18 protein-coding genes and 1 tRNA gene are annotated in these 25,103 nt (G+C 68.7%); 4 read left to right on the top strand and 15 right to left on the bottom strand.

Annotated elements, in window-relative coordinates; all coding sequences use genetic code 11:
* Positions 1-18: 18 nt before the first annotated feature.
* From MLJ35_RS07260 to MLJ35_RS07235, 6 genes are read right to left on the bottom strand one after another with little or no spacing between them, the layout of a single operon-like run.
* On the bottom strand, positions 19-477 hold the full coding sequence (locus MLJ35_RS07260; RefSeq protein ID WP_243322100.1) for a type II secretion system protein: 459 nt from the start codon (positions 475-477) through the stop codon (positions 19-21).
* Positions 474-2,762 (bottom strand): secretin N-terminal domain-containing protein, encoded by a 2,289-nt coding sequence (locus tag MLJ35_RS07255; protein ID WP_243383766.1) that lies wholly within the window; start codon positions 2,760-2,762, stop codon positions 474-476. Before MLJ35_RS07255 ends, MLJ35_RS07260 begins: the two co-directional genes overlap by 4 nt.
* 17 nt (positions 2,763-2,779) lie before the next feature.
* Positions 2,780-3,427 (bottom strand): hypothetical protein, encoded by a 648-nt coding sequence (locus MLJ35_RS07250; protein ID WP_243383765.1) that lies wholly within the window; start codon positions 3,425-3,427, stop codon positions 2,780-2,782.
* Positions 3,424-4,002: a hypothetical protein gene (locus MLJ35_RS07245; RefSeq protein ID WP_243322093.1), complete on the bottom strand. Its 579-nt coding sequence runs from the start codon at positions 4,000-4,002 to the stop codon at positions 3,424-3,426. The genes MLJ35_RS07250 and MLJ35_RS07245 overlap by 4 nt, the downstream gene beginning before the upstream one ends.
* Positions 3,999-4,853 (bottom strand): hypothetical protein, encoded by an 855-nt coding sequence (locus MLJ35_RS07240; protein ID WP_243383764.1) that lies wholly within the window; start codon positions 4,851-4,853, stop codon positions 3,999-4,001. Before MLJ35_RS07240 ends, MLJ35_RS07245 begins: the two co-directional genes overlap by 4 nt.
* Positions 4,853-5,584, bottom strand: coding sequence for a hypothetical protein (locus MLJ35_RS07235; protein WP_243383763.1), 732 nt, complete (start codon positions 5,582-5,584; stop codon positions 4,853-4,855). Before MLJ35_RS07235 ends, MLJ35_RS07240 begins: the two co-directional genes overlap by 1 nt.
* Before the next feature lie 186 nt (positions 5,585-5,770).
* Here MLJ35_RS07235 and smc point away from each other — a divergent pair, with 186 nt between their 5' ends.
* Complete coding sequence (gene smc, locus MLJ35_RS07230; protein WP_338028444.1) at positions 5,771-9,328, top strand: chromosome segregation protein SMC; 3,558 nt, start codon at positions 5,771-5,773, stop codon at positions 9,326-9,328.
* Between the two features lie 325 nt (positions 9,329-9,653).
* On the opposite strand, the gene MLJ35_RS07225 is transcribed toward smc, so the two are convergent.
* The 6 genes from MLJ35_RS07225 to MLJ35_RS07200 are packed head-to-tail and all read right to left on the bottom strand — an operon-like array spanning position 9,654 to position 17,024.
* Positions 9,654-11,195: a tetratricopeptide repeat protein gene (locus MLJ35_RS07225; RefSeq protein WP_243383762.1), complete on the bottom strand. Its 1,542-nt coding sequence runs from the start codon at positions 11,193-11,195 to the stop codon at positions 9,654-9,656.
* A 28-nt stretch (positions 11,196-11,223) separates the two neighbouring features.
* On the bottom strand, positions 11,224-12,159 hold the full coding sequence (locus MLJ35_RS07220) for a 2-hydroxyacid dehydrogenase (RefSeq protein ID WP_243383761.1): 936 nt from the start codon (positions 12,157-12,159) through the stop codon (positions 11,224-11,226).
* Positions 12,156-12,743: a Holliday junction branch migration protein RuvA gene (gene ruvA / locus MLJ35_RS07215; RefSeq protein ID WP_243383760.1), complete on the bottom strand. Its 588-nt coding sequence runs from the start codon at positions 12,741-12,743 to the stop codon at positions 12,156-12,158. Before ruvA ends, MLJ35_RS07220 begins: the two co-directional genes overlap by 4 nt.
* A gap of 51 nt (positions 12,744-12,794) precedes the next feature.
* Positions 12,795-13,928 carry an acetoin utilization protein AcuC gene (locus MLJ35_RS07210; protein WP_243383759.1) on the bottom strand — a complete coding sequence of 378 codons (1,134 nt, stop codon included), beginning with the start codon at positions 13,926-13,928 and terminating at the stop codon, positions 12,795-12,797.
* Positions 13,916-14,542, bottom strand: a complete 627-nt coding sequence (locus MLJ35_RS07205; RefSeq protein ID WP_243383758.1) for a CBS and ACT domain-containing protein — start codon at positions 14,540-14,542, stop codon at positions 13,916-13,918. Before MLJ35_RS07205 ends, MLJ35_RS07210 begins: the two co-directional genes overlap by 13 nt.
* 43 nt (positions 14,543-14,585) lie before the next feature.
* Complete coding sequence (locus MLJ35_RS07200) at positions 14,586-17,024, bottom strand: bifunctional acetate--CoA ligase family protein/GNAT family N-acetyltransferase (RefSeq protein ID WP_243383757.1); 2,439 nt, start codon at positions 17,022-17,024, stop codon at positions 14,586-14,588.
* 167 nt (positions 17,025-17,191) lie between these two features.
* On the opposite strand from MLJ35_RS07200, the gene MLJ35_RS07195 reads away from it, so the two are divergent.
* Both MLJ35_RS07195 and MLJ35_RS07190 read left to right on the top strand, forming a co-directional pair.
* Positions 17,192-18,868, top strand: a complete 1,677-nt coding sequence (locus MLJ35_RS07195; RefSeq protein WP_243383756.1) for an AMP-binding protein — start codon at positions 17,192-17,194, stop codon at positions 18,866-18,868.
* Positions 18,869-19,003: 135 nt separating this feature from the next.
* Positions 19,004-20,839: an acyl-CoA dehydrogenase gene (locus tag MLJ35_RS07190; RefSeq protein ID WP_243383755.1), complete on the top strand. Its 1,836-nt coding sequence runs from the start codon at positions 19,004-19,006 to the stop codon at positions 20,837-20,839.
* Positions 20,840-21,052: 213 nt separating this feature from the next.
* Here MLJ35_RS07190 and MLJ35_RS07185 read toward each other — a convergent pair.
* The 3 genes from MLJ35_RS07185 to MLJ35_RS07175 form a co-directional block, all read right to left on the bottom strand.
* A tRNA-Ala gene (locus MLJ35_RS07185) sits at positions 21,053-21,128 on the bottom strand.
* 100 nt (positions 21,129-21,228) lie between these two features.
* The gene (locus MLJ35_RS07180; protein ID WP_243322069.1) at positions 21,229-22,281 is read right to left on the bottom strand and encodes a 2-oxoacid:ferredoxin oxidoreductase subunit beta; all 1,053 of its coding nucleotides are present in this window, start codon (positions 22,279-22,281) and stop codon (positions 21,229-21,231) included.
* Positions 22,282-22,295: 14 nt separating this feature from the next.
* Positions 22,296-24,119, bottom strand: coding sequence for a 2-oxoacid:acceptor oxidoreductase subunit alpha (locus MLJ35_RS07175; protein WP_243383754.1), 1,824 nt, complete (start codon positions 24,117-24,119; stop codon positions 22,296-22,298).
* A gap of 192 nt (positions 24,120-24,311) precedes the next feature.
* Between MLJ35_RS07175 and lexA the strand changes: the two genes are divergently transcribed.
* Positions 24,312-24,965 carry a transcriptional repressor LexA gene (gene lexA, locus MLJ35_RS07170; RefSeq protein WP_243383753.1) on the top strand — a complete coding sequence of 218 codons (654 nt, stop codon included), beginning with the start codon at positions 24,312-24,314 and terminating at the stop codon, positions 24,963-24,965.
* The last annotated feature ends 138 nt before the right edge of the window (positions 24,966-25,103 follow it).

Genomic DNA, 25,103 nt, shown 5'->3' with positions numbered 1-25,103 from the left:
TGATTCTCGGCAGAGCCTCTACCACTCGCGATACGGGATGCCGTTCATGCCGGTCCCCGGGGCGAGGCTGTAGACGTCGTAGACGTGACCGCCGCCCCAGCTGGAGCTGTTGGCGTCGTCGTTGGTGTTCCGGAGGCCCCATTCCGCCTTCCCCGTGAAGGGGTCCACGGGGATGCGGCGGAGGAACCGCACCTTGCGGCTGAGGGAGCCGGCCGCTGGGACGCCTTCCACCAGGACTTCCAGGCTCTCCGGGTAGCCGTTGGCTTCCGCCGGCGGGGCCTTGATCTTCTGCTGGTCCGCCTGCTTCTTGTACTCGTCGATGGCCAGCCGCATCTCCCGGAGGTCCCTGTGCAATTCCAGTTCCTTCTCGCGCTTGAGGCCGTTGCGGGCCAGCGGAACGGTCACAGAGGCGAGGATCAGCAGCACGGTGGCGGTGACCACCAGCTCCAGCAGGGTGAATCCCCCCTGGCGGCTCACTGCACCGTCACGAGGGCGTTGGACCAGCGCCCGGAGATGGGGTTGGTGCCCGCCAGGAACTGGCCGCTCTGAATGAGCACGGGTGCGTTCCCGGGGGTGAGACCCGTCAGCTCGAGGGTGGCGAGCTGCCCGCTGTCCACCTCTGGGCTGTTGCGCTTGAAGACGAGCTTGAGCGTGCCGTCCTTCCCCGGGACCTGTTCCAGGCTGCCGCCTTCCGTGGTGATGAAATCACCAGGGGACACCGAGCCGAGCTTCAGGCCCGCGGGCAGGCGGAGCTCCACCTGGCCCGAGCTGAGGCCCTTGCCGCCGCTGACCGTGAGGCCGATCTGGACGCGCTCCCCGACCTTGATCTCGGAGGCCACCGGCGTCATGAAGATCACCAGGTCCGAGGCGGCGGGAGCGGCCTGGTCGGCCGGGGGGACGTCGGGCTTCTTCTCCTGGATCGCGGTGGAAGGCGCGGGGGGGACCGGCACAGGCGCTGCGGGCGCGGCGGTGGAACCGGGCTGCGCGGGGGCAGGCTGGGCAGGTGCAGGAGCCGCGGCTCCAGCCGGGGCGGGCTTGGTGGGTCTGGGGGCGAACAGACTCGTCTTGGACGCGGCGTCATCGGGGTTGAACGCGGCGAGATCCTGCTCTGTGAGCACCGGCTTCCGCACCAGCACGGCCCGGATGGTGAGGATCACGTCGGTCTTCGCCTTGCTGTTGCGGGTGTTCCCGGTCAGGCGGCCGATGAGGGGGATGTCGGCGAGGCCCCAGATGCCCTGGAGGCTCTTCTGCTCCTCGTCCTTCAGCAGGCCCCCGAAGATGGCGGTCTCGCCGTCGCGCAGTCGGGCGGAGGTGATGATCTCCCGCTTCCCGAGGTCCGGCCGGCCCGGCGTGGAGCCGGATTTCAGCGTGGTGACGAGGCTGTTGATCTTGAGGGTGATCTCACCGTTGTGGTGGACGCGGGGCTCCACCTTGATCTTCACGCCCACGTCCTCGTAGGAGAACGACGTCTGGCCCACGCCGCCCAGGAGCGAGGAGGCGGAGGCGCTGCTGGTGGTGCCCGTGGTGGGCAGGGACAGCTGGCTCTGGGTGGTGGAGATCTTCTCGCCGATGTTCACCTCGCCGGTCTCGCCCGAGAGCACCCGGACGTTCGGACTCGCCACCAGGCGGGCGTCGCCGTTGCCCTTCAGGAAGTCCAGGGCCAGGTTCGGGAAGAGCACGCGGATGTCGGCGGTGTGGATCTTGGTGAATCCGGAGTTGGTGTTCATGCCCGAGGTGTTGTTCACCGTGGTGGCGCCCATGCGGAAGGTTCCGGAGGTGTCGGAGGCGTTGATCACCGGGAGCAGGCCCACCTGCTCCAGGCTGTTCTCCGTGACTTCCATCAGCTCCATGTAGACCATGACCTCGGCCTTGGCCTTGTCCAGGCTGCGGATCACCTGGTCCACGACGGCCAGCTCCAGGGGCTTGGCCTTCACGATGATGGCGTTGATGCGCTTGTCGGTGAACACCCGGAGCTGGGGGTTGAGCGTGGTGAGGGTCGAGCGCAGCTCCGTGGGGTCGGCGTTGGACAGGTAGTAGGTCTTGAGGAGCTGGTTCTCGTACAGGTCGCGGTTCTGCGGGGTGGACTTGAAGACCATGATGGTGTTCTTGTCGATCACCTTGTAGAACAGGTCGTTCTGCAGCATCAGGGTGTCCAGGATGCGCTGGAAGGGCAGGCCCCGCAGGTCGATGGAGATGTTCTGATCCTGGAAGGACGAGTGGGCGATGATGTTCACGCCCGAGGCGCGGCTGAGGGTGGCGAAGATCTCGCGCAGGCTGGTCCGGCGGCTGAAGTTGAGATCGAGGCCTTCCAGGGATCGCGGGTTCAGCTGCACGGCGTTCACGGTGTCGGCCTTGGCCTTCAGAAGCTCGAGGTCATCGGCGGCATCAGCCTCGGCCCTGTCCTGGGCGGCCTTCTGCTCCAGCCGGATCAGCCAGTCCTGGGCGATCTGGTTGTCGGGGTCCAGCACCAGCGCCTTCTTGACTTCTGCCAGCACGGTGTCGGTCAGGCCCCGCTGCTCCGCCTGGCGGGCGAGCGCGATGTGCCCTTCCGCCGCCCGCTGGGAGGCCCGCTTGATGCCGATTCGGGCCTTGGTGTTCGAGGGGTCCCGGCGCAGCACCTCGCGGTAGGAGGCCACGGCATCGTCGTAGCGGCCTTCGTCATAGGCCTGGTTGGCCTTGTGGAGGCTGCAGCCGAGGACCAGGAGCAGCATCGCCGCGGCGGCGATGATCTTGCGGGCGGGTGCGAAGGAGGAGAGCGGCATCGGTGGCATCCTTCGGATCAGAATTGATTGACGGGTGCGCCGCCGGAGGCGTCACGGGCCTCCAGGACCATCCGCAGGTCTGGATACTTGGTGTTCTGGAATTCCGCCCGGGTCTCGAGGATGGAGACGAGCTTCCAGCGGTCCCCGACGAGGGTTCCCTGGACCAGGGTCACGGGTTCCTCGCCCTTCATGAAGGCGCCCACCAGGCCGGCGGGGTTGCCCTTGAAGAAGCCGAGGTAGCGGAGGTTCTGAGGCCTGCCGGCGAACTCCGCGGCCTTCTCCAGGGCCAGCCGCTGGCGCTCCAGCTCCTCGGGCGTGGGAGGCGGCGGGGGCGGGGGCGGCTTGACGGGCTTGGGCGGGGGCGGGGGGGCCTCGAAAAGGAAGAGATCCCTTTGCACCTTGGCCCCGGGAGGAAGTTCCCCCGCCCGGTCGAGGGCGGCCAGGTCCGGGAGTTTCCTCAGCCCCGCCAACTGGCGCGGGTCCAGGTTCGGGCCCGTTCCCGCGGGCGTCGCGCGCCGGGTCCGCGGGGCCTCGGGGGCGAGGATGGTGTAGAGGGCGAAGGCGAGGACCAGGGCGAAAGCCACGAGGGCGGCCTGGGTCCGGCGGTTGGCCCGGAGCTCCTGGATCATGGCCTGGAAGTCGAAGGCGCGGGCCGGGGTGGTCATGCCTCCTCCTCGCGATCCGAGGCGCCGGCCTTGCGGAACGCCCGCAGCACGATGTCGATGCGGGCGCCTTCGGGGCTTTCCTCCAGGCGGCCGTCCCTCACGGCGAAGGGAAGCCCGGACCCCTCGAGGTCGAGCATGAAGGCTTTGTGGTTGGCGTAGATGCCGACGGCGACGAATTCCACATCCACCGCCTCCAGGTCCGATCCGCGAGCCCCCTCCCGGCTGGGCAGACCGTACTTCACCATCTGGAGGCGCAGCTCATGCTTCTTGGCCAGTTCGTGCAGGGTCTTGCTGAGGTTCCACTGGAGCTCGCCAGCGGAACCGCGCGGCAGGCGGGCCTCCAGGTTCTCGAGGGTCTCCTGTCCCCGGCGGATCCGGTCGGCCAGTTGCTGGAGTTCCTGGAGCTGCTGCACCTGCTGGTTCCGGTTGCGCTCGGCCTCCTGCTTGGCCTTGAGCTTCTGGGACCGCTGCTGGGAGGCGTCCGGGAGCAGGAAGATCGCCACGCCGAGGCCCAGGGCCAGCCCCAGGATGCCCAGCCCCATACGAAGGCGGCTTGCGCGGAGGGGGCTGTTCATCGGGGGGGCCTCCTCGACAGGCGCGAGCCTCGGCGCGGACGGGATTCCTCATCGTCGGTTGGCGCCGGCATGGGGCGAGTCTGCGCTCCGGCCTTGTCACCCGGCGCCAGGGGCGTGGCCGGCGCGATCGGCGGGGGCGTGAGGCGTGCGGCCTCCGGCGCCGCAGGCGTGGGCGCCGGGCGTGGCGCGGCGGCTGCCGGTTTGTGCGGGGCTGCCGGCTTGGGCGAGGCGGCCGGGGCGGTGGCCGCGGGGCCGGTCTTCACGGGGCGAAGCTCGAAGGGTGGGGGCACGGCCGCAGCGGGGACGCTCAGCTCGAAGTCCCAGCCGCCACCCTGCCGCTCGGATTCGCGCTCCAGGATCACCTCGGAGAAGACGGGAGCCGTCCTGAGCGCATCCACGAACGCGGCCTCCGCCACGCGGCTCTGGGCCTCGGCCTTGAGCTTCATCACCACCTGCTGGCCGTTGCCCCGGGTCCGCTGAAGGCTCTTCAGCCGCATGCCCGGGGCCATGCACTGCTCCAGTTCCGCGGTGACGCGTGACCAGGGCAGGCTCCGCTCCTGGAGGATGCGTTCGGCCAGCTTCCACCGGGCCTGCTCGCGGGTGGCGTCCATGCCCTGGAGGGCCGCCTGGATCTGGGCTTCGGAACGCGCCGCCCGCCGGGTCTCCTCGGTCAGGCTCACGGCGTCGCGGCCCGCGCGGCTGGCCTGGTGGTAGACCCGCCAGGTGAGCCCCAGTGAGCCAAGGAGGAACGCGCCGCCGAGGCCCAGGGCGGCCCAGCCTAGGACGCGATGATGCTGCCGCCACAGGGTTGGCCGGGGCGCCAGGTTGAGGTGGAGGACGGGAACGGCCATCAGGGCGTCTCCACCAAGGCGAACCGGTCATCCAGGATGCGCGTGGGAAGGCCCGTGTCAGGCCAGGCCGGAGCGCCCCAGATCGCCAGGCTCTGCGGTGTCCGGGATTCTCGCTGGAGGAAGGCGGCGCTGGGGGTGATGCGCTCTTCGTTCCAGGTCTGGGGATCCAGGGGTTCCGTCCACTGGCGGAGCAGGCAGAGGGTGCGTCCCCAGGCCACCAGGGTGCCGGCGTAGCGGCCCTGGCCGGCGGGGCTCAGGGAGAGGAGCATGCCCGGGAGCTCCAGCGACGGGGCCAGCAGGTTGTAGAGGTGCAGCCAGCGAGGCGTGAGCCCGTGCAAGGTCCGGTCGAGGCGGAGGCCCAGCTGGAGGAGGGTCTCCCGGAATTCCTCGCGGATCCCCGAGGCCAGCCAGATGCCCGGCTCGATCTCCAGGGCCTGGACGAAGTGGGGCTCTTCCAGGGCGAGGGTCTGGTTGAACCGCCACCGGAAGAAGGCCTCCTGGGCCTCGGCGCCCTTGGGCAGCTCGGCCAGGTCCCTCATCAGGACCGATGGGGTCCAGAGGTCGTCCAGCACCCAGCGGGTGGGGCCCTGGGGCAGGGAGGACAGGGCCTGGGCCAGCTGATCCTCCGTGGGGGCGCCCGAAAGAGCGCGCCGGTGGATGCCGGCGTGGATCCGATGGGCTTCCAGCCACACCAGGGTCGCCGCAGGGGCCTGGAGGAAGGGCAACCTCATGGCCTTGCTCCCGCGTTTCCGGCCCTGCGTTTCGGGCACGGCGCTCCCGACCGGGCGTCCGTGGCCGGGTCGCACAGGAGAAAACGGAGGGGATGCACAGACGGCTCCTGACAGGACAGGGGAAGGAATCGAGTCTAACGGGCCTGCTCCGGATTCCCAAGGGACGGACAGCACGTCTGATATGGAATGATGGAGGCAGATGTTCCCCACCCTTTTCCCTGGAGCGCTGACCGCGTGCGCCTGATCTCCCTTGAACTCCATGGCTTCAAGTCCTTCGCAGACGCCCAGAAGCTCAGTTTCCCAGGAGGCATGACCGCGGTCGTGGGGCCCAACGGCTGCGGCAAATCGAACATCTCCGACAGCCTGGCCTGGGTGCTGGGCGAACAGCGGGCCTCGATGCTGCGCGGCGCGGAGATGGCCGACGTGATCTTCGCGGGCACGGCCCAGCGCCGGCCCACGGGCCTGGCGGAGGTGAAGCTGGCCCTGGAGATGCCCGACCCCGCCCTGCCGGGCTCCACACGGGAGGTGACCATCTCGCGCCGCCTCTACCGGGACACCGGCAGCGAATACCGCATCAACGGCCGGGAGGCGCGGCTCAAGGACGTGCAGGATCTGCTGCTGGACACGGGCATGGGCACCCGGGCCTACAGCTTCATCCAGCAGGGCCAGATCGACCTGATTCTCAGCAGCAAGCCCAAGGACCGGCGCCTGCTGCTGGAGGAGGCCGCCGGCATCACGCGCTACAAGCTGCGCCGGGCCGACGCGGAAAAGCGGCTGGACGAGACCCGCGGCAACCTCCAGCGGCTGGACGACATCCTCTACGAGCTGACCAAGCAGATGGATTCGCTCCGCCGCCAGGCGGCCCGCGCCCGGAAGGCGAAGGAACTGGACGCGGAGATCAAGGCCACGCAGCGGGTGCTGCTGGCCGGGAAAGCTGTGGAGCTGGAGGAGGCCAAGCAGCGGATCCTGGACCACCTGGACGAGGTCGAGCGGCGGGTGGCCGAGCTCACGGCGCAGGTCTCCGAGAAGGCCTCCGAAGTGGAGGCCCTGCGCTTGTCCGTGGACGAGCGGCAGCAGGCCCAGGCCAAGCGGGCGAGTGCCATCCTCGGCCTGGATCAGCGTCTCCAACTGGCGGACCAGGAGCGCAGCTTCCAGGAGGACCGGAGGACCGAGGCGCGGGACCAGCGGGCCCGCCTGGAAGAGCACATCCAGATGCTGGTGGCGCGGCTGGCGGAATCCGGCGATTCCTTCACCGCGCTGGAAGCCCAGCTGAAGGAGGCCGGCGAGCGCCTCGCCCTTCAGGAGGCGGAGCTGGCCAAGGCCGAGGAGGCCGTGGCCCTCGCCCAGGGCGCCCTCCGCCACGCGGAGGCGGAGCTTCATGGCCACCGGGAGCGGAAGGCCGACTCCCAGAAGGAAGCCCTGGCCCGCCAGAAAGAGCGGCTGGGACTCCAGACACAGATCGCCCAGCTGGAGGGTCGCCTGGACACGCTCAACCACGAGGAATCCGTTCGCGCGCCGCGTCTGGAAAGCCTCGAGGCCGAGTCGAGTCAGGTGGAACGGGCGCTGGAGGGGCTGCTGTCCCAGCTCGAGCAGGCCGAGGAAGCCTCGCTGGATCAGCGCCGCCGGGCCGAGCAGCTGGAGGAGGCCCAGCGCGTCCTGGCCCAGGATCACCATCGGGCCGAGGCGGAGCTGGACGCCGCCGAACGGCGCCTGCGCCAGATCTCTGACCTGCTGGCCAAGAGCTTCGGCGAGGCGGAATTGCAGAAGGGACTCGCCTGGCTGCGGGAACAGGGCGTCCGCCCTCAGACGCTGGTGGACCTGCTCACGGTGGACGAGGCCCTGCGGCCGGATCTGGAACGGCTCCTGGGCAACTGGCTCCAGGTCCTGGCCGTCGAGGCGTCCCTGGCGGGCCGCGCCGCCGAGGCTCCGGGCCACCTGCTGCTGGCCCTGGAAGACAAGGGGGACCTGCCGCCTGTCCCAGAGAGTTGCGAGGCCCTGCGGGACCACCTCAGGTGGACGGGGGCGAACCGTCCGCTTGGCGCCTTGCTGGGCCGGGCCTTCCGATGCGCCGACGCGGACCTGCCCGCCCTGGCGGTGGCCCATCCGGACCTGGCCTTCGTCTCGCCCGCCTTCGTTCGCCTGCCCTTCGGTCCCGTGCAGCTCGGCGTGTCTGCCCCCGCCGCTTCTCCCCTGAAGCTGCGGGCGGAGCAGGAGGAGGCCAAGGCCACCCGCGAGGCCTTGTTGGATCGCATCGAGGATCTGGAGACCCGGCGGGGCAAGGGCGGCGACGACAGCCGAGCCGCCCGGGAGCGATCCGTCGAGATCGACGAGGACCTGCGGGCCCTCCGGCGGCGGGCGGACACCCTGAAGGCGCAACGGACCTCGCTGCTGAACCAGCTGTCGGAGATCCGGGCGGCCAGCGAGCGCGCGGACGCCCTGTGGGAACAGATCGAAACCGAGATCAAAGGGCTTCAGGGCCAGCTCCGGGACCTGGAAGCCCACCCGGAGGAGGCCAACGACACGGCCCTGGAAGAGGCCATCCGCCAGGCCGAGGATCTGGTCCGCGAGGCGCGGCATCGGCTGGATGAACGCCGGGACCAGCGCGGTGAGGTTGCGCGCGCCCGGGACGCGGTCTGGGCGGAGCGGGACGGCCACGAGCGGCACCTTCAGCTGGCCCAGCGGGGCCGCTTCGATCTGGAGGCGGAACGGCAGCGCCTGGAGGTGGAGGCCTCCGAGCAGGGCAGCCGCATGGAAGCCTGCGTCCAGCGCCTCGCTGAGCTGGAAGCAGAATCCCAGGGGCTGCTGAGGGACCGGGAGGAGGTGCAGGCCCTGGCCCAGGAGGCGCAGCCCCACCTCGAGCTGGACCAGGAGACCCTCCGGGTGCAGGAGCGGGCGGCCCGCGAGCTTCAGGAGGCCCTGGAGAATGCCCGCGCCCAGCACCAGGAAGTGCTCATCCATGGGGCCCAGGTGCAGGGCAGCCAGGAGGCGCTGGCCAAGGAGGTCGAGCTGGCGCTGGGGCTGGAGATCCCCGCCTTCCTGGCCGGCATCACCGAGGCCGAGCGGGAGGCCTGGGCCGAGGGCGGGCTGGTGCACCAGACCCGGCTCAACGAGCTCCAGGGGCGGCGCATGGATCTGGGCGGCGTGAATCCCCTGGCCATCCAGGAACTGGAGGAGGCAGAGACTCGCCTGGCCTTCATGAACGAGCAGCGGGCCGACGTCACCGCGGCCATCGGGAACCTGGAGTCCACCATCCAGGAGATCAACGCCACCAGCGAGGAGCGCTTCCGGGAAGCCTTCGACTTCGTGAACACGCGGTTCCAGGAGGTGTTCCGGGAGGCCTTCGGCGGCGGCCAGGCCCAGCTGAGCCTGGAGGACCCCAAGAACCTGCTGGAGTGCGGCATCGAGATCACCGCCCAGCCCCCGGGCAAGAGCGCCAAGGCCCTGACCCTGCTGAGCGGCGGCGAGAAGGCGCTGACGGCCATCTCGCTTCTCTTCGCCATCTTCCACTTCAAGCCCAGCCCCTTCTGCGTGCTGGACGAAGTGGACGCCCCGCTGGACGAAGCGAACGTGGGCCGCTTCGCCGCCATGGTCCAGAAGATGAAGGTCGACACCCAGTTCATCGTCATCACCCACCAGAAGCCCACCATGGTGGCGGCGGACACGCTCTACGGCGTCACCATGGAAGAGGCGGGCTGCTCGCGGCTGGTGAGCGTCCAGCTTCGGGAGGCCGAGGCCCTGGTCTGAGCAACCGGTGTGACGGAATGGGTGGTGAACACCCATTTCGCCCTCCAGTCCATGCCCCGCAAGGGCGATCGACCTGTCAATGCGAAAGAAAGCGTAAATTGTGGAAAACCCCGGATCGGAATTGTCCGACAGATCCTTCAGGCGTATTTAATTTAAGAATTGATTTAATTCGGTTTGAATAGATACAAATCGACATTAAAACACCCTCGAAGTCCATCCAGGAACAGGGTTTAGCCCTCCCGGGAAGGATCAATCCACAGGCTTTTCCACAGACGCGCCCCGTCGGTTTGTAACTATCTGGTAATGCTGGGGTGACTTCGGTGTGTCAGCTTTCCAGCTCGGCGGCGAGGAACTCGGGTCGCAGCCACTCGCGGAGGGTCTCTTCGCCCACCCCCAGCTTGGTGAGATGCTCGGTGGCCATCTTCATGCTCTGGCCCGCGTCCCGGCAGATGAGCAGCCGCTGCTTCCAGGCTTCGAGGGCGCGATGCCGCAGCTCGGGCTCGCCCTGGTCCATGCGCTTCTCCAGCACGAAGCCGAGGTTGTTGGCTGCCTTGCGGTGACTGGGCTCCAGGGTCAGGGCCTTCTCATAGGCCTCTGTGGCCTCTGTCAGGCGCCCCGCGACTTCCAGGGCCACGCCCCGTGCGTTCCACACATCCGAGTCATCGGGGGCGAGGGCCATGGCCTGGTCCACCATGCCCATCTGGTCTTCGGGGCGGTTGGCGAAACGGTAGACCTCGGACAGGCCGAGGTAGGCGCTGTACTCGCCGGGATCCGTCTCCAGGGCCTTCAGGAACGCCTGCTCGGCGGCAGGCCCCTGCCGGGTCTCGACGAGGGCGTAGCCCAGCTGGACCTGGAGATCCGCCGCATCGGGCTCCCGCATCATGGCCTCGCGGTAGCAGCGGAGCGCGTCCTCCCAGCGGGATTCCTCGCGGGCCATGTCGCCCAGGGCGGCCCAGGGGTTCGCGGCTTCCGGGTCGGTCTCTGTGGCGAGGCTGAAGTAGGAGACGGCGCCTTCGCGGTCCCCCATGTCGCGCTTCAGCTCGCCCAGAAGGGCCTGGGCCTCCGCCAGCACCGGCGCGGGGGGGGCGAGGAGCATCAGCGTGTGGAGCTGGCCCTGGGCGAGCTCCAGATGCCCCTGCTCGCTGAAGATCTCCGCGAGGATGAAGTAGCTGGCGGGATCACACACGTGCAGGCTGCGGGCCCGCTGGATGCAGCGCAGGCCTTCCGCGAGCTCGCCGCGCTTCAGCAGCATCTCGCCGAGGGCGTGCCAGCCCCAGTAGTAGGACCCGTCCGTCTGGAGCGCGGCCACCAGTTGCGCCTCGGCGCCGCTCCAGTCGGAGAGCTGGTCCATGGCGATGGCGAGCAGGCGAAGGGTGCGTGGGTCCGTGGGCCTCAGGCTGAGGGACTTCAGCAGCCAGGCTTTGGCTTCCGCCGCCTGACCGCGATGCAGGTGCACCAGGCCCCCGAGCTCGAGGGCCTTGGGATCCTGTCCGTCGAGGGCGAGAGCCTGGTGGAGGGCGAGTTCAGCCCCGTCGATGTCCTGGAGGAGAAGGCGCAGGTAGCCCAGGTTGCGCAGGTGCCCGCCGGACTCGGGGTGCTCATCCCGGAGGGACTCGAGCTGGGCCAGCAGCTCCTGGCCCTCTTCCTCTTCGGCGGTGTCGCTGAAGCAGAGCAGGCGTTCGAACCAGGCCTCCGCGTGGGAGCGGTCCTCGACCAGAAGCTGGTCCAGGATCTCCTGGGCCTCCGAGTGCCGGGCGCGGCCGTTGAGGGCGCGAGCCAGCTTGAGGCGGTCGGCAAAAGACGTTCCCGCCGCGGTCTTGATGGCCGTCAGGTCCGGGTCGAGCAGCTTGATCCAGGGGCGTGCCATGGGATGCCTCGTGAGGGAGTCCAGGGTATCACCGCGATGGAGCCAGCGCCGCCGCGAGTCCGTCGCAAAGCAGCTGCGCCATGGCGCCGCGGGTCTCGACCGTGGCGGAACCGAGGTGGGGCAGCAGCACGACGCGGGGCGCCTTCAGCCAGCGCGGATTGAGGCGCGGTTCACCTTCGTAGACGTCCAGGCCCGCCCCGCCGAGGCGGCCCGATTCCAGCAGATCGATGACGGCGTTCTCATCCATGATGCCGCCGCGCGCGGTGTTGATGATCACCGCGCCCTGGGGCAGCTTCTCCAGCGCGGCGCGGTCCAGCATGCCGCGGGTCTGGTCCGTCAGCGGGCAGTGGAGGGACAGCACGAGGCTCTTCGGGAGCAGGTCCGTCAAAGGCAGGCGCGCGGCCTTGCCGGCGCCGAAATCCACCTCGCCGCCCCGACCCTCGCGGTCCCAGAAGAGGGGGGTCATGCCCAGGGCCTGGGCACGGCGGGCGAAGGCCTGGCCGATGGGGCCGCTGCCGAGGATGCCGCAGCCCTTGCCCGAGAGACCCAGGCCCAGAAGCTGGTCGGGGGCCCAGCCCTTCCACGCGCCGGACCGCACGAGCGCCTCGCCTTCCGCCACGCGGCGGGTCACGGCCATGAGCAGGGCCAGGGCTATGTCGGCGGTGGCGTCCGTCAGAACGCCAGGCGTGTTCACCACGGCGATGCCGCGGGCCTGGCAGGCCTTCACGGGCAGGTGGTTCACGCCCACGGAGTAGGTCCCGATGGCCTTCAGCTTCGGCGCGGCGTCGAGATCCGCCTCGGTGACGGGCTCGGAGAGCATCACCACCAGGGCCTCGGCCTCAGGCAGGGCGGCATTCCATTCCGGCGAGCGGAAGGCCGCCAGGCGGAGGTCGGGGAAGCGGGCGCCGAGCTCGGCCAGAGCGGGACCGACGAGGGGGGAGGTGGAGAGGATTCGCGTGCTCATCGCTGCAGGGCCTTCAAAGCATGGCGGATGGCCTCCGCCAGGGGCGGCTTCGAGGCGCGGAGGTCCGCCACCACCGGCAGCACCACGTCCTCCTTGAAGCCAAGATTCGTCAGGGCGGAGCGCAGGTTCTCCTCCCAGGGGTCGCCCGCGGGCCCGCCCGCCAGGCCGTCCAGGCCCGACAGGCCGCCCAGCTTCTCCGACAGCTCGAAGCACATCTTCTCGGCGGTCTTCTTCCCCACGCCGGGGATGCGCGTGAGAGCCTTCACGTCGCGGCCCCGGATGGCCCGCACCAGGTCCTCGGGGCTGAGGGCGCCCAGGGCCGCCAGAGCCAGCTTGGGCCCCACGCCGTCCACCTTCACCAGCAGCCGGTAGAGCTCTCGCTCCTGGGTGGAGGAGAAGCCCAGCAGGGCGATTTCGTTCTCGCGCACCAGCAGTTCCGTGTGCAGCAGCACCTGGGCGCCCGCCTCCGGCAGCAGGCCGTAGGTGGAGAGGCTGATGGCTGCCGCGTAGCCCACGCCCCCGCACTCGACGAGGGCCAGGTTCGGCAGCTTCTGGATGAGTTCCCCGCGCAGGCGTCCGATCATGCTTCGAGGATACCGGAAGGAAAACCCCGGGGCCTGCGGCGTTTCCTGCCGCTACATCCAGTAGCGGAAGAGCGAGTCCATCAGCCGCGCGACCACGTCGCCGTTGCGCCGGTTGCGCTCCTCGCGGCCGGGGAGCTCCGGATAGGCCGGCACGGGATCGTGCAGGGTCCGTCCGACTTCCGGCCCCAGCAGCTCGCGCCAGCGGTCCAGCCACGCATCGGGAAGCTGTTCCGGGATGGGAAGGTCCATCAGCGTGAGGTAGAGGATCGTCCAGACGCGGGCCACGACCTGGGCCTCGTAGCCGCCGCCCAGGGTGAAGAGCGCCCGGCCCTGGGTGCGGTCGGCGGCCAGGTCGAGAATCCGGCGGTAGAGGGCCTGGAAGGTCTGGGTGGTCAGGGCCAGGTCCCCCAGGGGATCGGCGAAGTGGGCATCCGCGCCGGCCTGCACCACCAGGACGTGGGGCGAGAACCACTCCAGGGCCCGGGGTACCACGGCGTCAAAGGCCTCGAGGTAGCTCTCGGATTCCGTGAAGGGCTCCAGGGGGATGTTGACGCTGAGCCCCCGCGCGGTGCCGGCGCCCAGCTCCTGGATGTGGCCGGTGCCGGGATAGAGGTAGTGCCCCGTCTCGTGCAGGCTGATGGTCAGCACCTGGTCGCTGTCGTAGAAGAGGCTCTGGACCCCATCGCCGTGGTGGAGGTCGATGTCGAGGTAGGCCACGCGCCAGCCGTGGCGCACCATGGCCCGGATGGCCACGGCCAGGTCGTTGTACATGCAGAACCCCGCCGCCCGGTTCTTCTGGGCGTGGTGCAAGCCTCCACCCAGCTGGAGCACCCGGGTCTCGGCTCCCTCCATCAGGAGCCGCGCCCCGTGGAGGGTGCCCCCCACCTGCCAGCGGGCCGCGAGGTCCATGCCCGGGAAGATGGGGTTGTCCGGCGTCCCCAGCCCGAACTGCTCCGCCTCGGGCCTGGACTCGCCGCGGTCCAGGGCCTCGACCATGGCCACGTAGGCCTCATCGTGGACCGCGAGGATCTCCTCCCGGGTGGCCGCGGGCGCCGCGATGGGCGAGGTGGCGTGGCCCAGGGTGTGGATCAGGTCCAGGAGCATGGCGAGCCGCGCCGGCGTGAAGGGATGCTCCGGCCCGAAGTCGTACCCGGCGTACTCCGGGCGGTAGATCAGTGCTGCCATGGCTTCTGGATGGGCCACAGGACCTCGAACTGCGCCCGCCGGAGCTCGTCCGCCAGGGGGCGGATCTGGTTGGAATCCACCCGAAGCACGGTGCGGACAGCCTCGGGCGAGGGGTAGGTGAGGATGGAGCGGATGTTGACGTGGCGCTCCGCGAGGAAGGCCGTGAGCCGCGCCAGCTCGCCGGGCCGGTCCGCGAGGGCCACTTCCAGCCGGGAGGAGGGCTTGGTCACCCCGGTGAGGATCATCAGGGCGTCCAGCAGGTCCATGCCCGTGAGGATGCCCACCAGCTCACCGCCGTCCACCACGGGCAGGCAGCCGATCTTGTGCTCCCTCATGATTCGCGCGGCGTCCTCCACGGGATCCAGGGGATCCGCCGTCAGGGGCGGGCTGCTCATGACGGCGGAGACGGGATCCCCGGCGGGGCGGGGATTCTGGCAGAGGCTGCTGGTGGCCAGGCGGAGGTCACGGTCCGTGAGGACGCCCACCAGGCGTCCCCGGTCCACCACCGGCAGGTGGCGGAAGCCGCGGTCCTGGAGCAGCTGGTAGGCCTCCCCGATGGTGGCCTCCGCGGAGACCACCGTCACCGGCCGGCGCATCATCTCCTTCACGAGCATGGCGGTCCTCCTCGGGGTTCGGGCGTGGGTTCAGGCTCGGGGTTCAGGGCTTGCGGAAGCCGACCTGGGTGAAGGTCAGGCGCAGGTCCGGCTGCAGGGGCAGGGGGCTGAGGGCGCCGGTCTCGCCATGAACAGCGACCTGGGCCTCCAGGGTGTGGAGCCAGGGCAGTTCCTCCACGAGCTGGGTCAGACGGCCCAGCGTTTCGCCCAGGCCGTTGCCGGGCGGCAGGTGCATCCGCTCGAGGACATCGGCGATGTCCAGGTCCGTGAGCGGGGTGATGCGGAGGATGGACCCGATGCCCTGGCGGTGGAACCGCCAGATGGGCCCGAAGTCGGGGTCTGTGGAGAGGTTGAGCCCCACCCTGGGGCCCCGCCGATCGGCGGGTTCCGGGAGGTTCGTGACGGGGACGCCGAAGAGCCCCATGAGCTCCCGGGCCTGGGTCACGGAGAGGATCGCCTGGGCGGAATCGGGCAGCTTCTCCACCAGCTGCTCCACGCGCCGCCGGGCCTCGCCGGCGTTGATGTCCGCGAAGCCCTGGAAGCGGCCCGGGGGCTGCCGGCGGAAGTGGGCGTACTGGACCACCTTGGACAGGGCCAGGGCCGCCGACTCCGGGAAGCGGTAGGAGGGGAAGGTGCGGTGCATGGCGCCCCCCTCGCCCAGGGCGGCCGATCCCACGGGGATGGCCCCGCTCACGCCCATGAGGGAAAGCAGGGTGGGCTTGGGGATGCCCGTGGTCTGCTCGGCCCGCACGGCGGCCCGCCGGATGGCCCGGGCCACCAGGGCCGGGTCGCAGTCCCCCAGGCAGGCGAAGGAGGCGATGAGGGCGTCCACTTCGGGATGCTCCAGGGCCTCCCGGCAGGCCCGTTCGTAGTGCTCCGCCGTGGCCATGGCATGGAGGTCCACCACCCCGGGGCCGGCGATCCGCATGCCGTGGGATTCGCAGGCATCCGCGCAGATGGTGGCCACGCCGCCGGAGTTGCTGACGATGGCCACCCGGTCGCCGCGGGGCAGGGGCTGGTGCGACAGCAGCAGCGCGATGTCGAAGAGATCCTCCAGGGTGTCGGCGCGGATCACGCCGGCCTGGTGGAAGAGAGCCTCCACCTCCGCGTCGTTCTGGGGGCTCGCCGCGATGTGCGCCTGGGCGACGCGCCGCCCGGCATGGCTCCGGGCGCTCTTCACGCAGAGCACCGGCTTGCGGTGGGAGATCCGGCGCGCCAGCCGGGCGAAGCGGCGCGGATTCCCGAAGGTCTCCAGATAAAGAAGGGCCAGGTCCGTGTCCGGATCCTCCTCCCAGTACTGGAGCAGGTCGTTGCCCGAGACGTCAGCGCGGTTCCCGGCGGAGACGAAGGAGGAGAACCCCAGCCCGCGCTCCGCGGCGTACTGTAGGATCACCACGCCCAGGGCCGCGGAGTGGCTGAAGAATCCGACCCGCCCGCGGGGGGGCATCACGGTGGCCAGGCTGGCATTGAGCTGGACCGCCGCGTGGGTGTTCAACAGCCCCAGGCAGTTGGGCCCCACCAGGCGCGCGCCCCGGCTGCGGGCGAGGCGCACCAGCCGCTCCTGGCGCCGGGCGCCCTCCGGACCGGTTTCGGCGAATCCGGCCGTGAGGACCAGGAGGCCGCGCGCGCCCTTGTCCAGGGCCCGCCGGGCAAGGGCGGACACTTTTGCCGCAGGCACCGCCAGGACCACCAGATCCGGGGGTTCCGGCAGGGAGGCCAGGGAGGGATAGGCCTGGACGCCTTCGATGGCCTTGGCCCTGGGATTGACTGGGTAGACCGCGCCCTGGAAGCCGCCCCGGAGGATGTTGCGGAAGATGGTGCTCCCCACGGAGCCGGGATCCCGGGAGGCGCCCACCACGGCCACACTGCCCGGCCGCAGGAGCGGCACCAGAGAGTTGGCGGTGGCCACTCGCTCGCGGATCTCGGCCCGCTCGCGCTGGGCCTCGGGGGCGCTCAGGGGGAAGCGCACATGGATGATGCCGCCCTCCATGGCCCGGGTGGTCTCGAACCCGGAATCACGGAAGACGTTGACCATCTTCTGGTTCTCGTGGAGCACCTCGGCTTCGAAGCCGACGTAGCCCGCGCCCGCCGCCAGGCCCGCGAGCCGCTCGAGGATCAGCGTGCCGATGCCCCGGCCCTGGTGGGCGTCCGCGATCATGAACGCGACTTCCGCGACGGCCCCGCCATCGCCCACGTAGTTCCCCAGGCCCAGCACCTGCTGCTCCGCCCCCTCGCCCTCGATGGCCAGGAGGCAGGCGCGTTGGCGGGGATTCTCGTCGCAGAGATCCTCCACGAACTTGCGGGATACGCTCGACACGCCGCCCATGAAGCGCATGGCCATGCTCTCCCGGGAGAGGCGGCTGATGAAGGCCTCCACGCGGTCCGCATCCTCCGGAGAGGCGATCCGCAGGAGGACGCCCTGCCCGTCCTTCAGGAGGACGAATTCCCGGTAGCCTGCGCCGTCAGGGATGATGCTGAACACAGGGTGCCTCGCGGATCGGGGTGCAATTCGACCACCCTATCATGCGCTCCCGGGGCCGGACCCTACTTGAGATCCTTTCTCCCCCTGTATGTCGTTTTTCAACCTGGACGGCCGGCCATGGCCATCCTAGATTGCTCTATACCCCCCAAGCGAATCAGGAGGACCAGATGAATGGTCGCGAAGCGTTTCTCCAGGCAAGGGACTTCCTCGTCCAGCACCGGGACGACTACGAGGGTGCCCGCCGCGACTTCCGCTGGCCCGTCCTCGACAGCTTCAACTGGGCCCTGGACTACTTCGACGCCTACGCCGCGGGCAACGACCGGCCCGCGCTGTGGATCGTAGAGGAGAACGGGACGGAGACGAAGGTGAGCTTCCAGGAGCTCTCCCGGCGCAGCAACCAGGTGGCCAACACCCTGCGGGCCATGGGCGTGAAGCGCGGCGACGGCCTGCTGATCATGCTGGACAACGTCCTCCCCCTCTGGGAGGTGATGCTGGCCTGCATCAAGCTCGGCGCGGTAATGGTCCCCTCCACCTTGTTGCTCTCCCAGGCCGACCTCCAGGACCGCATCGAGCGCGGCGGGATTCGCCACCTGGTCGTGGACTCCGCCCAGACGGCCAAGTTCGACGGCCTGGACGCCAGCCTCACCCGCATCTGCGTGGGCGCGGCGGTGCCTGGCTGGCACGACGTGTCCGAACTCTACGCGGGTTCGACCGTCTTCGCCCCCGATGCGCCCACCCGCGCTGGGGACTCCATGCTGCTCTACTTCACCTCTGGCACCACGGCCAAGCCCAAGCTGGTGGTCCACACCCACCAGTCCTACCCTGTGGGCCACCTGTCCACGATGTACTGGGTGGGCCTGCGGGAGGGCGACGTCCACTACAACATCAGCTCGCCAGGGTGGGCCAAGCACGCCTGGAGCAGCTTCTTCGCGCCCTGGAACGCCGGGGCCTGCATCTTCGTCTACCGGGCGGCCCGCTTCAGCGCGTCCGCCACCCTCAAGACCATCGTCGACAAGGGCGTGACCACCCTCTGCGCCCCCCCGACCGTGTGGCGCCTCTTCATCCAGGAGGACCTGGCCGCCTACAAGGTGAAGCTCCGGGCCCTGGTGGGCGCCGGCGAGCCTTTGAACCCCGAAGTCATCAGCCAGGTGGAAAGGGCCTGGGGCCTCACCATCCGCGACGGCTACGGCCAGACCGAGACCACGGCCATCGTGGGCAACTCGCCAGGGCAGGCGGTGAAGTCCGGGTCCATGGGCCGGCCGCTGCCGGGCTTCGAGGTGGCGCTACTGGATTCGGAGGGGAAGGAAGCGGAGGAGGGTGAGATTGCCGTCAACCTGAATCCCCGGCCCACGAGCCTCATGGCGGGCTACAAGGACGATCCCGAGAAGATGCGGAAGGCCGAGGCCGAGGGCTGGTACCGCACCGGGGACGTGGCCACCCGCGACGCGGACGGCTACCTGTGCTTCGTGGGCCGGGCGGACGACGTCTTCAAGAGCTCCGACTACCGCATCAGCCCCTTCGAGCTGGAGTCCTTCCTCATCGAGCACGAGTCCGTGGCGGAGGCGGCGGTGGTGCCGAGCCCGGATCCCCTCAAGCTCACCGTGCCCAAGGCCTACATCATCCTGCGGGCGGGCTATGCGCCGGACCGGGCCACGGCCCTGGCCCTGTTCCGCTTCATCCGCGAGCGCATCTCCCCCTACAAGCGCATCCGGATCATCGAGTTCGGCGACCTCCCCAAGACCATCTCCGGCAAGATCCGCCGCGTGGAGCTGCGCAAGCGGGCAGCGGATCCGACGCCTTCCGCCCTGGAGTTCCGCGAGGAGCAGTTCCCTGAACTGAAGTAGCCATCACCCTGGGAGGCCCGCCCCAACTTACCTGAGGACAGGTATTGGAAGGGCGGGCTCCCCATCGAAGAATGGAGATCCGTCCCCGTTCGTGTCATCCATCCACTCACTCAGCCATGCTTTCCGGAGGTTCCCATGAAGTACCTGGACGACGCCCGCGACATCAAGTTCAACCTCCTCGAATGGCTGGATCTGGATGCGGTCCTGAAGGCCGAACCCTACCAGGAAGTCGATCGCGACCAGCTGGCCATGGTGCTGGACGAGGCCCTCAAGGTGGCCAAGGGCAGCGTGGCCGACTGCAACGAGGTCGGCGACCGGGTCGGCGCCCAGTGGGAGAACGGGAAGGTGCGGCTGCCGGACGGGTTTGCCGAAGCCTTCCAGGATCTCGCCACCGGCGGCTGGATCAGCGCCACCATGAACCCTGAGTTCGGCGGCATGGGCCTGCCTGAGGTGGTGGGCACCGGCATCAGCGAGTACCTCATGGGCGCGAACACGGCCCTGGGCCTCAAGGTGCTCCTCACCCGCGGCGCCGCCCACCTCATCGAGACCTTCGGGAGCGACGAGCTGAAGGCGGCCTACTGCGAGAAGATGTACACCGGCGAGTGGACCGGCACCATGTGCCTCACCGAGGCCGGCGCCGGCAGCGACCTGGGCGCCCTCACCACGAAGGCCGTGAAGCAGGCGGACGGCTCGTACCTCATCACCGGCGAGAAGATCTTCATCACCAGCGGCGACCACGAGCTCGTGCCGAACATCATCCACGCTGTGCTGGCCCGCACGCCGGACGCGCCGGCCGGCCCCAAGGGCATCAGCCTCTTCGTGGTGCCCAAAGTCCGTGTGAATGCCGACGGAAGCCTCGGCGCCCCCAACGATGTGGCCTGCGCGGGCATCGAGCACAAGCTGGGCATCCACGGCTCGCCCACCTGCAGCCTGGTGTTCGGCACCAACGGCGGCACCCAGGGCTTCCTGCTGGGACAGGAAGGGCAGGGCCTCGCCCACATGTTCGTGATGATGAATGCCGCCCGGTACGAGGTGGGCGTCCAGGGTCTGGGCAACGCCTCCGCAGCCCACCAGGCGGCCCTGGCCTATGCCAAGGAGCGCCTGCAGGGTCGCGCCCCCGGGGCCGCCAAGGGCGTCGGGCAGTCGCTCATCGTCGAGCACCCCGATGTGCGACGGATGCTCCTCATGCAGTCCGCCTACGTCCAGGCCATGCGCGCCCTCGTGACCTACACGGCCTGGTGCATGGACATGGCCCACGTCTCTGATGGGGAAGAGAAGAACCGCTGGCAGGGGCTGGTGGAACTGTTCACCCCCGTCTGCAAGGCCTGGTGCTCCGACTGGGGCTTCCGCGTGACGGAATGGGCCCTCCAGACCTTCGGCGGCTACGGCTACACCATGGAATACCCCGCGGAGCAGTACCTCCGCGACTGCAAGATCGCCTCCATCTACGAAGGCACCAACGGCATCCAGGCCCTGGACCTGGTGGGCCGGAAGTTCCGCATGCAGGAAGGCAAGCCCGTGAAGGCCCTGATGGGCCAGGTGGGGGCCACGGTCCAGGCCCTGGCCGCGGATCCGCTCCTGGGCCCCTCCGCCCGCCAGCTGGGCGAGGCCGCGAAGGCGCTGGGGACAGTGCTCCAGGAGATCCCCGCCCACGAGAACGCCGCCCTGCTGACGGGCCTGAACGCCGTGCCCATCCTGGATATGGTCGGCCACGTGGTGGCGGGTCACCTGCTGCTGCAGCAGGCGGTCCTGGCCAAGGGCAAGCTGGCCAACCTGATGCAGGAGCGGGGTGTGGACGCCGCCGACGCCAAGGCCGTACGGGATCTCCTGGCCGGCAGCTCCGAGGCCGCCTTCTACCAGAACAAGGTCCAGGCCGCGATCCACTTCGCCCACCGCGGCCTGCCCCTGGTGGCCGCCCAGGCCGTCGCCCTGCGCGCCGGCGAGACTGCGCCCATGGAGGCGGTGTTCTAGGCTCGGCCCACCGACGAAAAGCCTCCTGGCGACAGGGGGCTTTTTCTTTGGTGGACCTGATCAGGACCAAGGGGCCCGCTTCCGCGAGCGGGCGAGTGGGAGCAGGCTCCGGGGGAGCCAGCGATCGGCGGGATGACGACCTCTGCACTCAGAACTGGCGAGGTCGTCTCAAGAAAGAGAACGGCGGCCCGGAGACCGCCGTTCACATGGGACTGGTGGACCTGATCAGGATCGAACTGACGACCTCTGCATTGCGAACGCAGCGCTCTCCCAGCTGAGCTACAGGCCCACGAACCTCCAGTCTACCCGCCCAAGGATCCTCGTCAATCCTCAGGCCCGCGCCCCTACGGCCGCCCGCAAGGGCGGCCGCCTGATCGGGCGATGGCTCCTTACATGAGGCTCTGCATGATTTTGTCCAGCTCGGCGGGGCTGGGCTTGAGCAGATCCTCGCCGAGGGTGGCCAGGGGCTCGTCCACCAGGTTCAGCACCTCCGGGAGGGGGGGCTGGGTGGGGTTGATGTAGAGCAGGCCCGTGAGGAACTCGCCCTTGGCCATGGACTCGTGGATGGCCTTCATCGCGCCGAACCGGTCCGTCGGTTCGTAGCCCTCGTGGAGGGCCTTGATGGCGACCTTGGAGCCGTCCGGGAAGGTGACGATCTCGGTCTCGCCCGCGGGGATGTCCACTTCCTCCACTTCGGAATATTGGATGAAGCCCAGGTCATGGAGGGGGAAGTCGTGGTCCTTCACGTGCTTGTAGGAGCGGGTCGAGGCGTCGTGGTTGTTGAAGGTGACGCAGGGGCTGATGACGTCGAGCACCACCGTTCCCTGGTAGGCGAAGGCGGCCTTCAGGATGGCGTTCAGCTGCTTGGGATTGCCTGAGAAGCTGCGGGCCACGAAGCCGCAGCCCAGCTCGATGGCGAGGGTGCAGGGATCGATGGAGGGGAAGTCGTTCACCGCGCCGGTCTTCAGGTGGGAGCCCTTGTCGGCGGTGGCGGAGAACTGGCCCTTGGTGAGGCCGTAGACGCCGTTGTCCTCGATGATGTAGATCATCGGGATGTTGCGCCGCACGGCGTGGACGAACTGGCCCATGCCGATGGACATGGAATCGCCGTCGCCGGAGACGCCGATATTGATCAGCGTCCGGTTGGCGAGGGAGGCGCCGGTGGCGATGGAGGGCATGCGGCCGTGGACGCTGTTGAAGCCCCAGCCCTGGTTGATGAAGTAGGCGGGCGTCTTGGACGAGCAGCCGATGCCGGAGTACTTGGTGACCCGGTGACCCTCGATGCTGGACTCGAAGGCGGCGTTGATGATCTGGGCCGTGATGGAATCGTGGCCGCAGCCGGCGCAGAGGGTGGACTTGGAGCCCACGTAGTCCTGCTTGGTGAAGCCGAGCTTGTTGGTGGGGGCGGCGGGCGTGGGGGTGGCAGAAGTCGTGGTGGTCATGGTCGGTTCCTCAGCTACTTCTGCTCGAAGGCGGTGATCTGGTCCACGATGCTCTTGGCGTCGATGGCGTGGCCGTCGTAGTGCAGGACGCTCTTGAACTTGGTGGCGTGCTCCGGATAGGTCTCGCGGAAGAGGTTCGCCATCTGGCCGTCGCGGTTCTGCTCGACCACGTAGACCACCTTCTTCTCCTTCACGTAGGCGTCGACTTCGGCCGTGAAGGGCAGGGCGCGCAGGCGCAGGTAGTCGGTCTTGAGGCCACCCTCGGCCAGGATGTCCTGGGCTTCGATCACGGCGGGATCGCTGGAACCGAAGGCCAGCACGCCCTTGTCCGAGCCTTGGTTGCGGAACACGGGGCCCGGCACGTGATCCTTGGCGGTCTCGTACTTCCGCTTCAGGCGGTCCATCACCTCGAGGTAGTCCTCGGGCTTTTCGGAGTACTGGGCGTAGGCGTTGTGGCCCGACCCGCGCGTCAGGTAGGCGCCCTTGCCGCCGGGGGTGCCGGGCAGGCTGCGGTAGGGGATGCCGTCGCCATCCACGTCCTTGTAGCGGCCCCAGTCCTTCACTTCCGCCAGCTGCTGCTGGTTGAGCACCTTGCCGCGATCGTAGGCCTTGGCGGGATAGGCGAAGGGCTTGGAGGCCCAGTTCTGCATGCCCAGGTCGAGGTCGGTCACCACGAAGATCGGGGTCTGGAAGCGCTCGGCCAAATCAAAGGCGTCGTAGGCGAACTGGAAGCACTCCTCCATGTTGCCGGGATAGAGGTTCACGTGCAGGGTGTCGCCGTGGCTGCACTTGGCGCAGAGCTCGACGTCGGACTGCTGGGTGCGGGTGGGAAGGCCCGTGCTGGGGCCCGTGCGGGCGACGTTGAAGAACACGCCGGGCGCCTCCACGTAGTAACCCAGGCCGATGAACTCGCTCATCAGCGAGACGCCGGGGCCGGCGGTGGAGGTCATGGAGCGGGCGCCGGCCCAGCCGGCGGACAGCACCACGCCCGCGGAGGCCAGCTCGTCCTCCATCTGCACGATGGCGACGGTGGACTTGCCGGTCTTGGGATCCTTGCGGTACTCCTCGGCGTACTCGATGAACGTCTCAACCAGGCTGGAGGCCGGGGTGATGGGGTACCAGCCCACCACGGTGACGCCGGCGAAGAGGGCGCCCAGGGCGCAGGCCTCGTTGCCGTCGATGATGATGAGGCCCTGGGTCTTGTTGTCGCGCACGACCTTGATGTGGTCCTGGTCTTCCAGGTTCTCCATGGCCCAGTCGTAGCCGGCCATGCAGGCGGTCTGGTTCAGCTCGATGGCCTTGGTCTTGCCCTTGAGCTGCTTGGCGATGGCCTTCTTGACCTCCTCCATGTCGATGCCGAGCAGGCGGGCGGCCACGCCCACGTAGATCATGTTCTTCACGAGCTTGTGCAGCTTGGGCTCGGGGCAGGAGGCCGTCACGAGCTTCTGGAAGGGCACGGGCGTGTAGGCCAGATCGCTGCGCAGCTTGTCGAGCTGCAGCGGCTCGTCGTAGATCACGAGCGCCCCGGGGTCGGCCTTGGCGATGTCCTCCTTCGCCGTCTCAGGGTTCATGAGGATCAGCATCTCGTTGCTGGCCTTGCGGGCCACGTAGCCCTTGGCGCTGGCGCGGATGGTGAACCAGGTGGGCAGGCCCGCGATGTTCGAGGGGAAGAGGTTCTTGCCGCTGACGAACACGCCCATCTGGAAGATGGCGCGCAGGAGAACCGTGTTCGCCGTTTGGGAACCCGATCCGTTGACCGTGGCCACCTGGATGGAAAAATCATTGATCCGGGTTTTCGCTCCACCGACAGGCGAGGGGGCGGCAAGGGCGGCAGTCATAGGACTCCTTTCTCAGCGGGGCAATGGCGACGAAGAGGGCGTAAATACTAGGTTCACCAAAGCATCCTCGAGTATGGCAGAGGCCACCGAGGGCATCCAGGCAAGGTGTCGGGACGGGTCCTGGCAGAGGTCTTAAATAAAGCGAAAAAAAAGGGATTGACGACCCGGGGATCGACTCTTACTTTGAAGAGCATGAAAGCCAGCGATCTCACCAAACGCCAGCAGGCCGTCCTGATGTTCATCCGCACCTTCGTGCAGGAGGAAGGGCGAAGCCCGACCCTGGCGGAAATCGCGAAAGGGGTGGGGTCGAGCGCCGTGTCCACCATCCACAAACACGTCCAGCACCTGATGGACAAGGGGTTCCTTGTCCGCAGCCACGGCAAGGGGAACAACCTGGTGGTGGCGGCAGGGCCGGCGATGGATGAGGTGTCCACGCGGACGGAGCGCGCCGAGCCCCTGAGCCCGGTGCGGATCTTCCCGTTCTGTGGGGATGTGGCCGCCGGTTCCCCCATTCTGCCTGAGAGCCGGGCCCTCCCCATCGAAGTGCCGAACAGCATCCACCGCCAGAAGGAGGAGCTCTTCGTGCTGCGGGTGCGGGGCGACTCCATGGTGGACGACGCCATCCTCGACGGAGATCTGGTGGTGTTGCAGCGCAAGGGCGAGTACCGCAACGGCGACCGCGTGGTGGCGCTCATCGATCAGGAAGAGGTCACCCTCAAGGAGTTCCGCAGGGACAATCGGGGTGTGTGGCTCATCCCGCACAATCCCGAGCTCCAGCCCCGCTGCTACGCCCCCGAGAACATCGACATCCAGGGCGTGCTTGTCGGCGTCATGCGCAGCTGCTGAGCGTCGAGCGCCCTCTTGGGAAAGATGAGATAAGCGGAGGATCGCTGAGGGGCCGAGGAAAGCGGAGAAAAGAAGTTCGTTTCGTCCTCTGCTTCCCTCCGCCTCCCGCAGACCCCCGGTTCATCTGAGCCTTTTCCC

The sequence above is a fragment of the Geothrix alkalitolerans genome (genome assembly GCF_022808885.1).
Lineage (GTDB): Bacteria > Acidobacteriota > Holophagae > Holophagales > Holophagaceae > Geothrix > Geothrix alkalitolerans.
This window is presented reverse-complemented; position numbering and strand designations above follow the sequence as displayed.

Excerpts from the sequence above, each read along its gene's own strand:
- MLJ35_RS07255 (WP_243383766.1), bottom strand. The coding sequence starts at position 2,762 with ATGCCGCTCTCCTCCTTCGCACCCGCCCGCAAGATCATCGCCGCCGCG.
- MLJ35_RS07195 (WP_243383756.1), top strand. The coding sequence starts at position 17,192 with ATGAATGGTCGCGAAGCGTTTCTCCAGGCAAGGGACTTCCTCGTCCAG.
- smc (WP_338028444.1), top strand. The coding sequence starts at position 5,771 with ATGATGGAGGCAGATGTTCCCCACCCTTTTCCCTGGAGCGCTGACCGC.
- MLJ35_RS07190 (WP_243383755.1), top strand. The coding sequence starts at position 19,004 with ATGAAGTACCTGGACGACGCCCGCGACATCAAGTTCAACCTCCTCGAA.
- MLJ35_RS07180 (WP_243322069.1), bottom strand. The coding sequence starts at position 22,281 with ATGACCACCACGACTTCTGCCACCCCCACGCCCGCCGCCCCCACCAAC.
- MLJ35_RS07225 (WP_243383762.1), bottom strand. The coding sequence starts at position 11,195 with ATGGCACGCCCCTGGATCAAGCTGCTCGACCCGGACCTGACGGCCATC.
- MLJ35_RS07210 (WP_243383759.1), bottom strand. The coding sequence starts at position 13,928 with ATGGCAGCACTGATCTACCGCCCGGAGTACGCCGGGTACGACTTCGGG.
- MLJ35_RS07220 (WP_243383761.1), bottom strand. The coding sequence starts at position 12,159 with ATGAGCACGCGAATCCTCTCCACCTCCCCCCTCGTCGGTCCCGCTCTG.
- MLJ35_RS07240 (WP_243383764.1), bottom strand. The coding sequence starts at position 4,853 with ATGGCCGTTCCCGTCCTCCACCTCAACCTGGCGCCCCGGCCAACCCTG.
- ruvA (WP_243383760.1), bottom strand. The coding sequence starts at position 12,743 with ATGATCGGACGCCTGCGCGGGGAACTCATCCAGAAGCTGCCGAACCTG.
- MLJ35_RS07205 (WP_243383758.1), bottom strand. The coding sequence starts at position 14,542 with ATGCTCGTGAAGGAGATGATGCGCCGGCCGGTGACGGTGGTCTCCGCG.
- MLJ35_RS07245 (WP_243322093.1), bottom strand. The coding sequence starts at position 4,002 with ATGAACAGCCCCCTCCGCGCAAGCCGCCTTCGTATGGGGCTGGGCATC.
- lexA (WP_243383753.1), top strand. The coding sequence starts at position 24,312 with ATGAAAGCCAGCGATCTCACCAAACGCCAGCAGGCCGTCCTGATGTTC.
- MLJ35_RS07175 (WP_243383754.1), bottom strand. The coding sequence starts at position 24,119 with ATGACTGCCGCCCTTGCCGCCCCCTCGCCTGTCGGTGGAGCGAAAACC.
- MLJ35_RS07235 (WP_243383763.1), bottom strand. The coding sequence starts at position 5,584 with ATGAGGTTGCCCTTCCTCCAGGCCCCTGCGGCGACCCTGGTGTGGCTG.
- MLJ35_RS07250 (WP_243383765.1), bottom strand. The coding sequence starts at position 3,427 with ATGACCACCCCGGCCCGCGCCTTCGACTTCCAGGCCATGATCCAGGAG.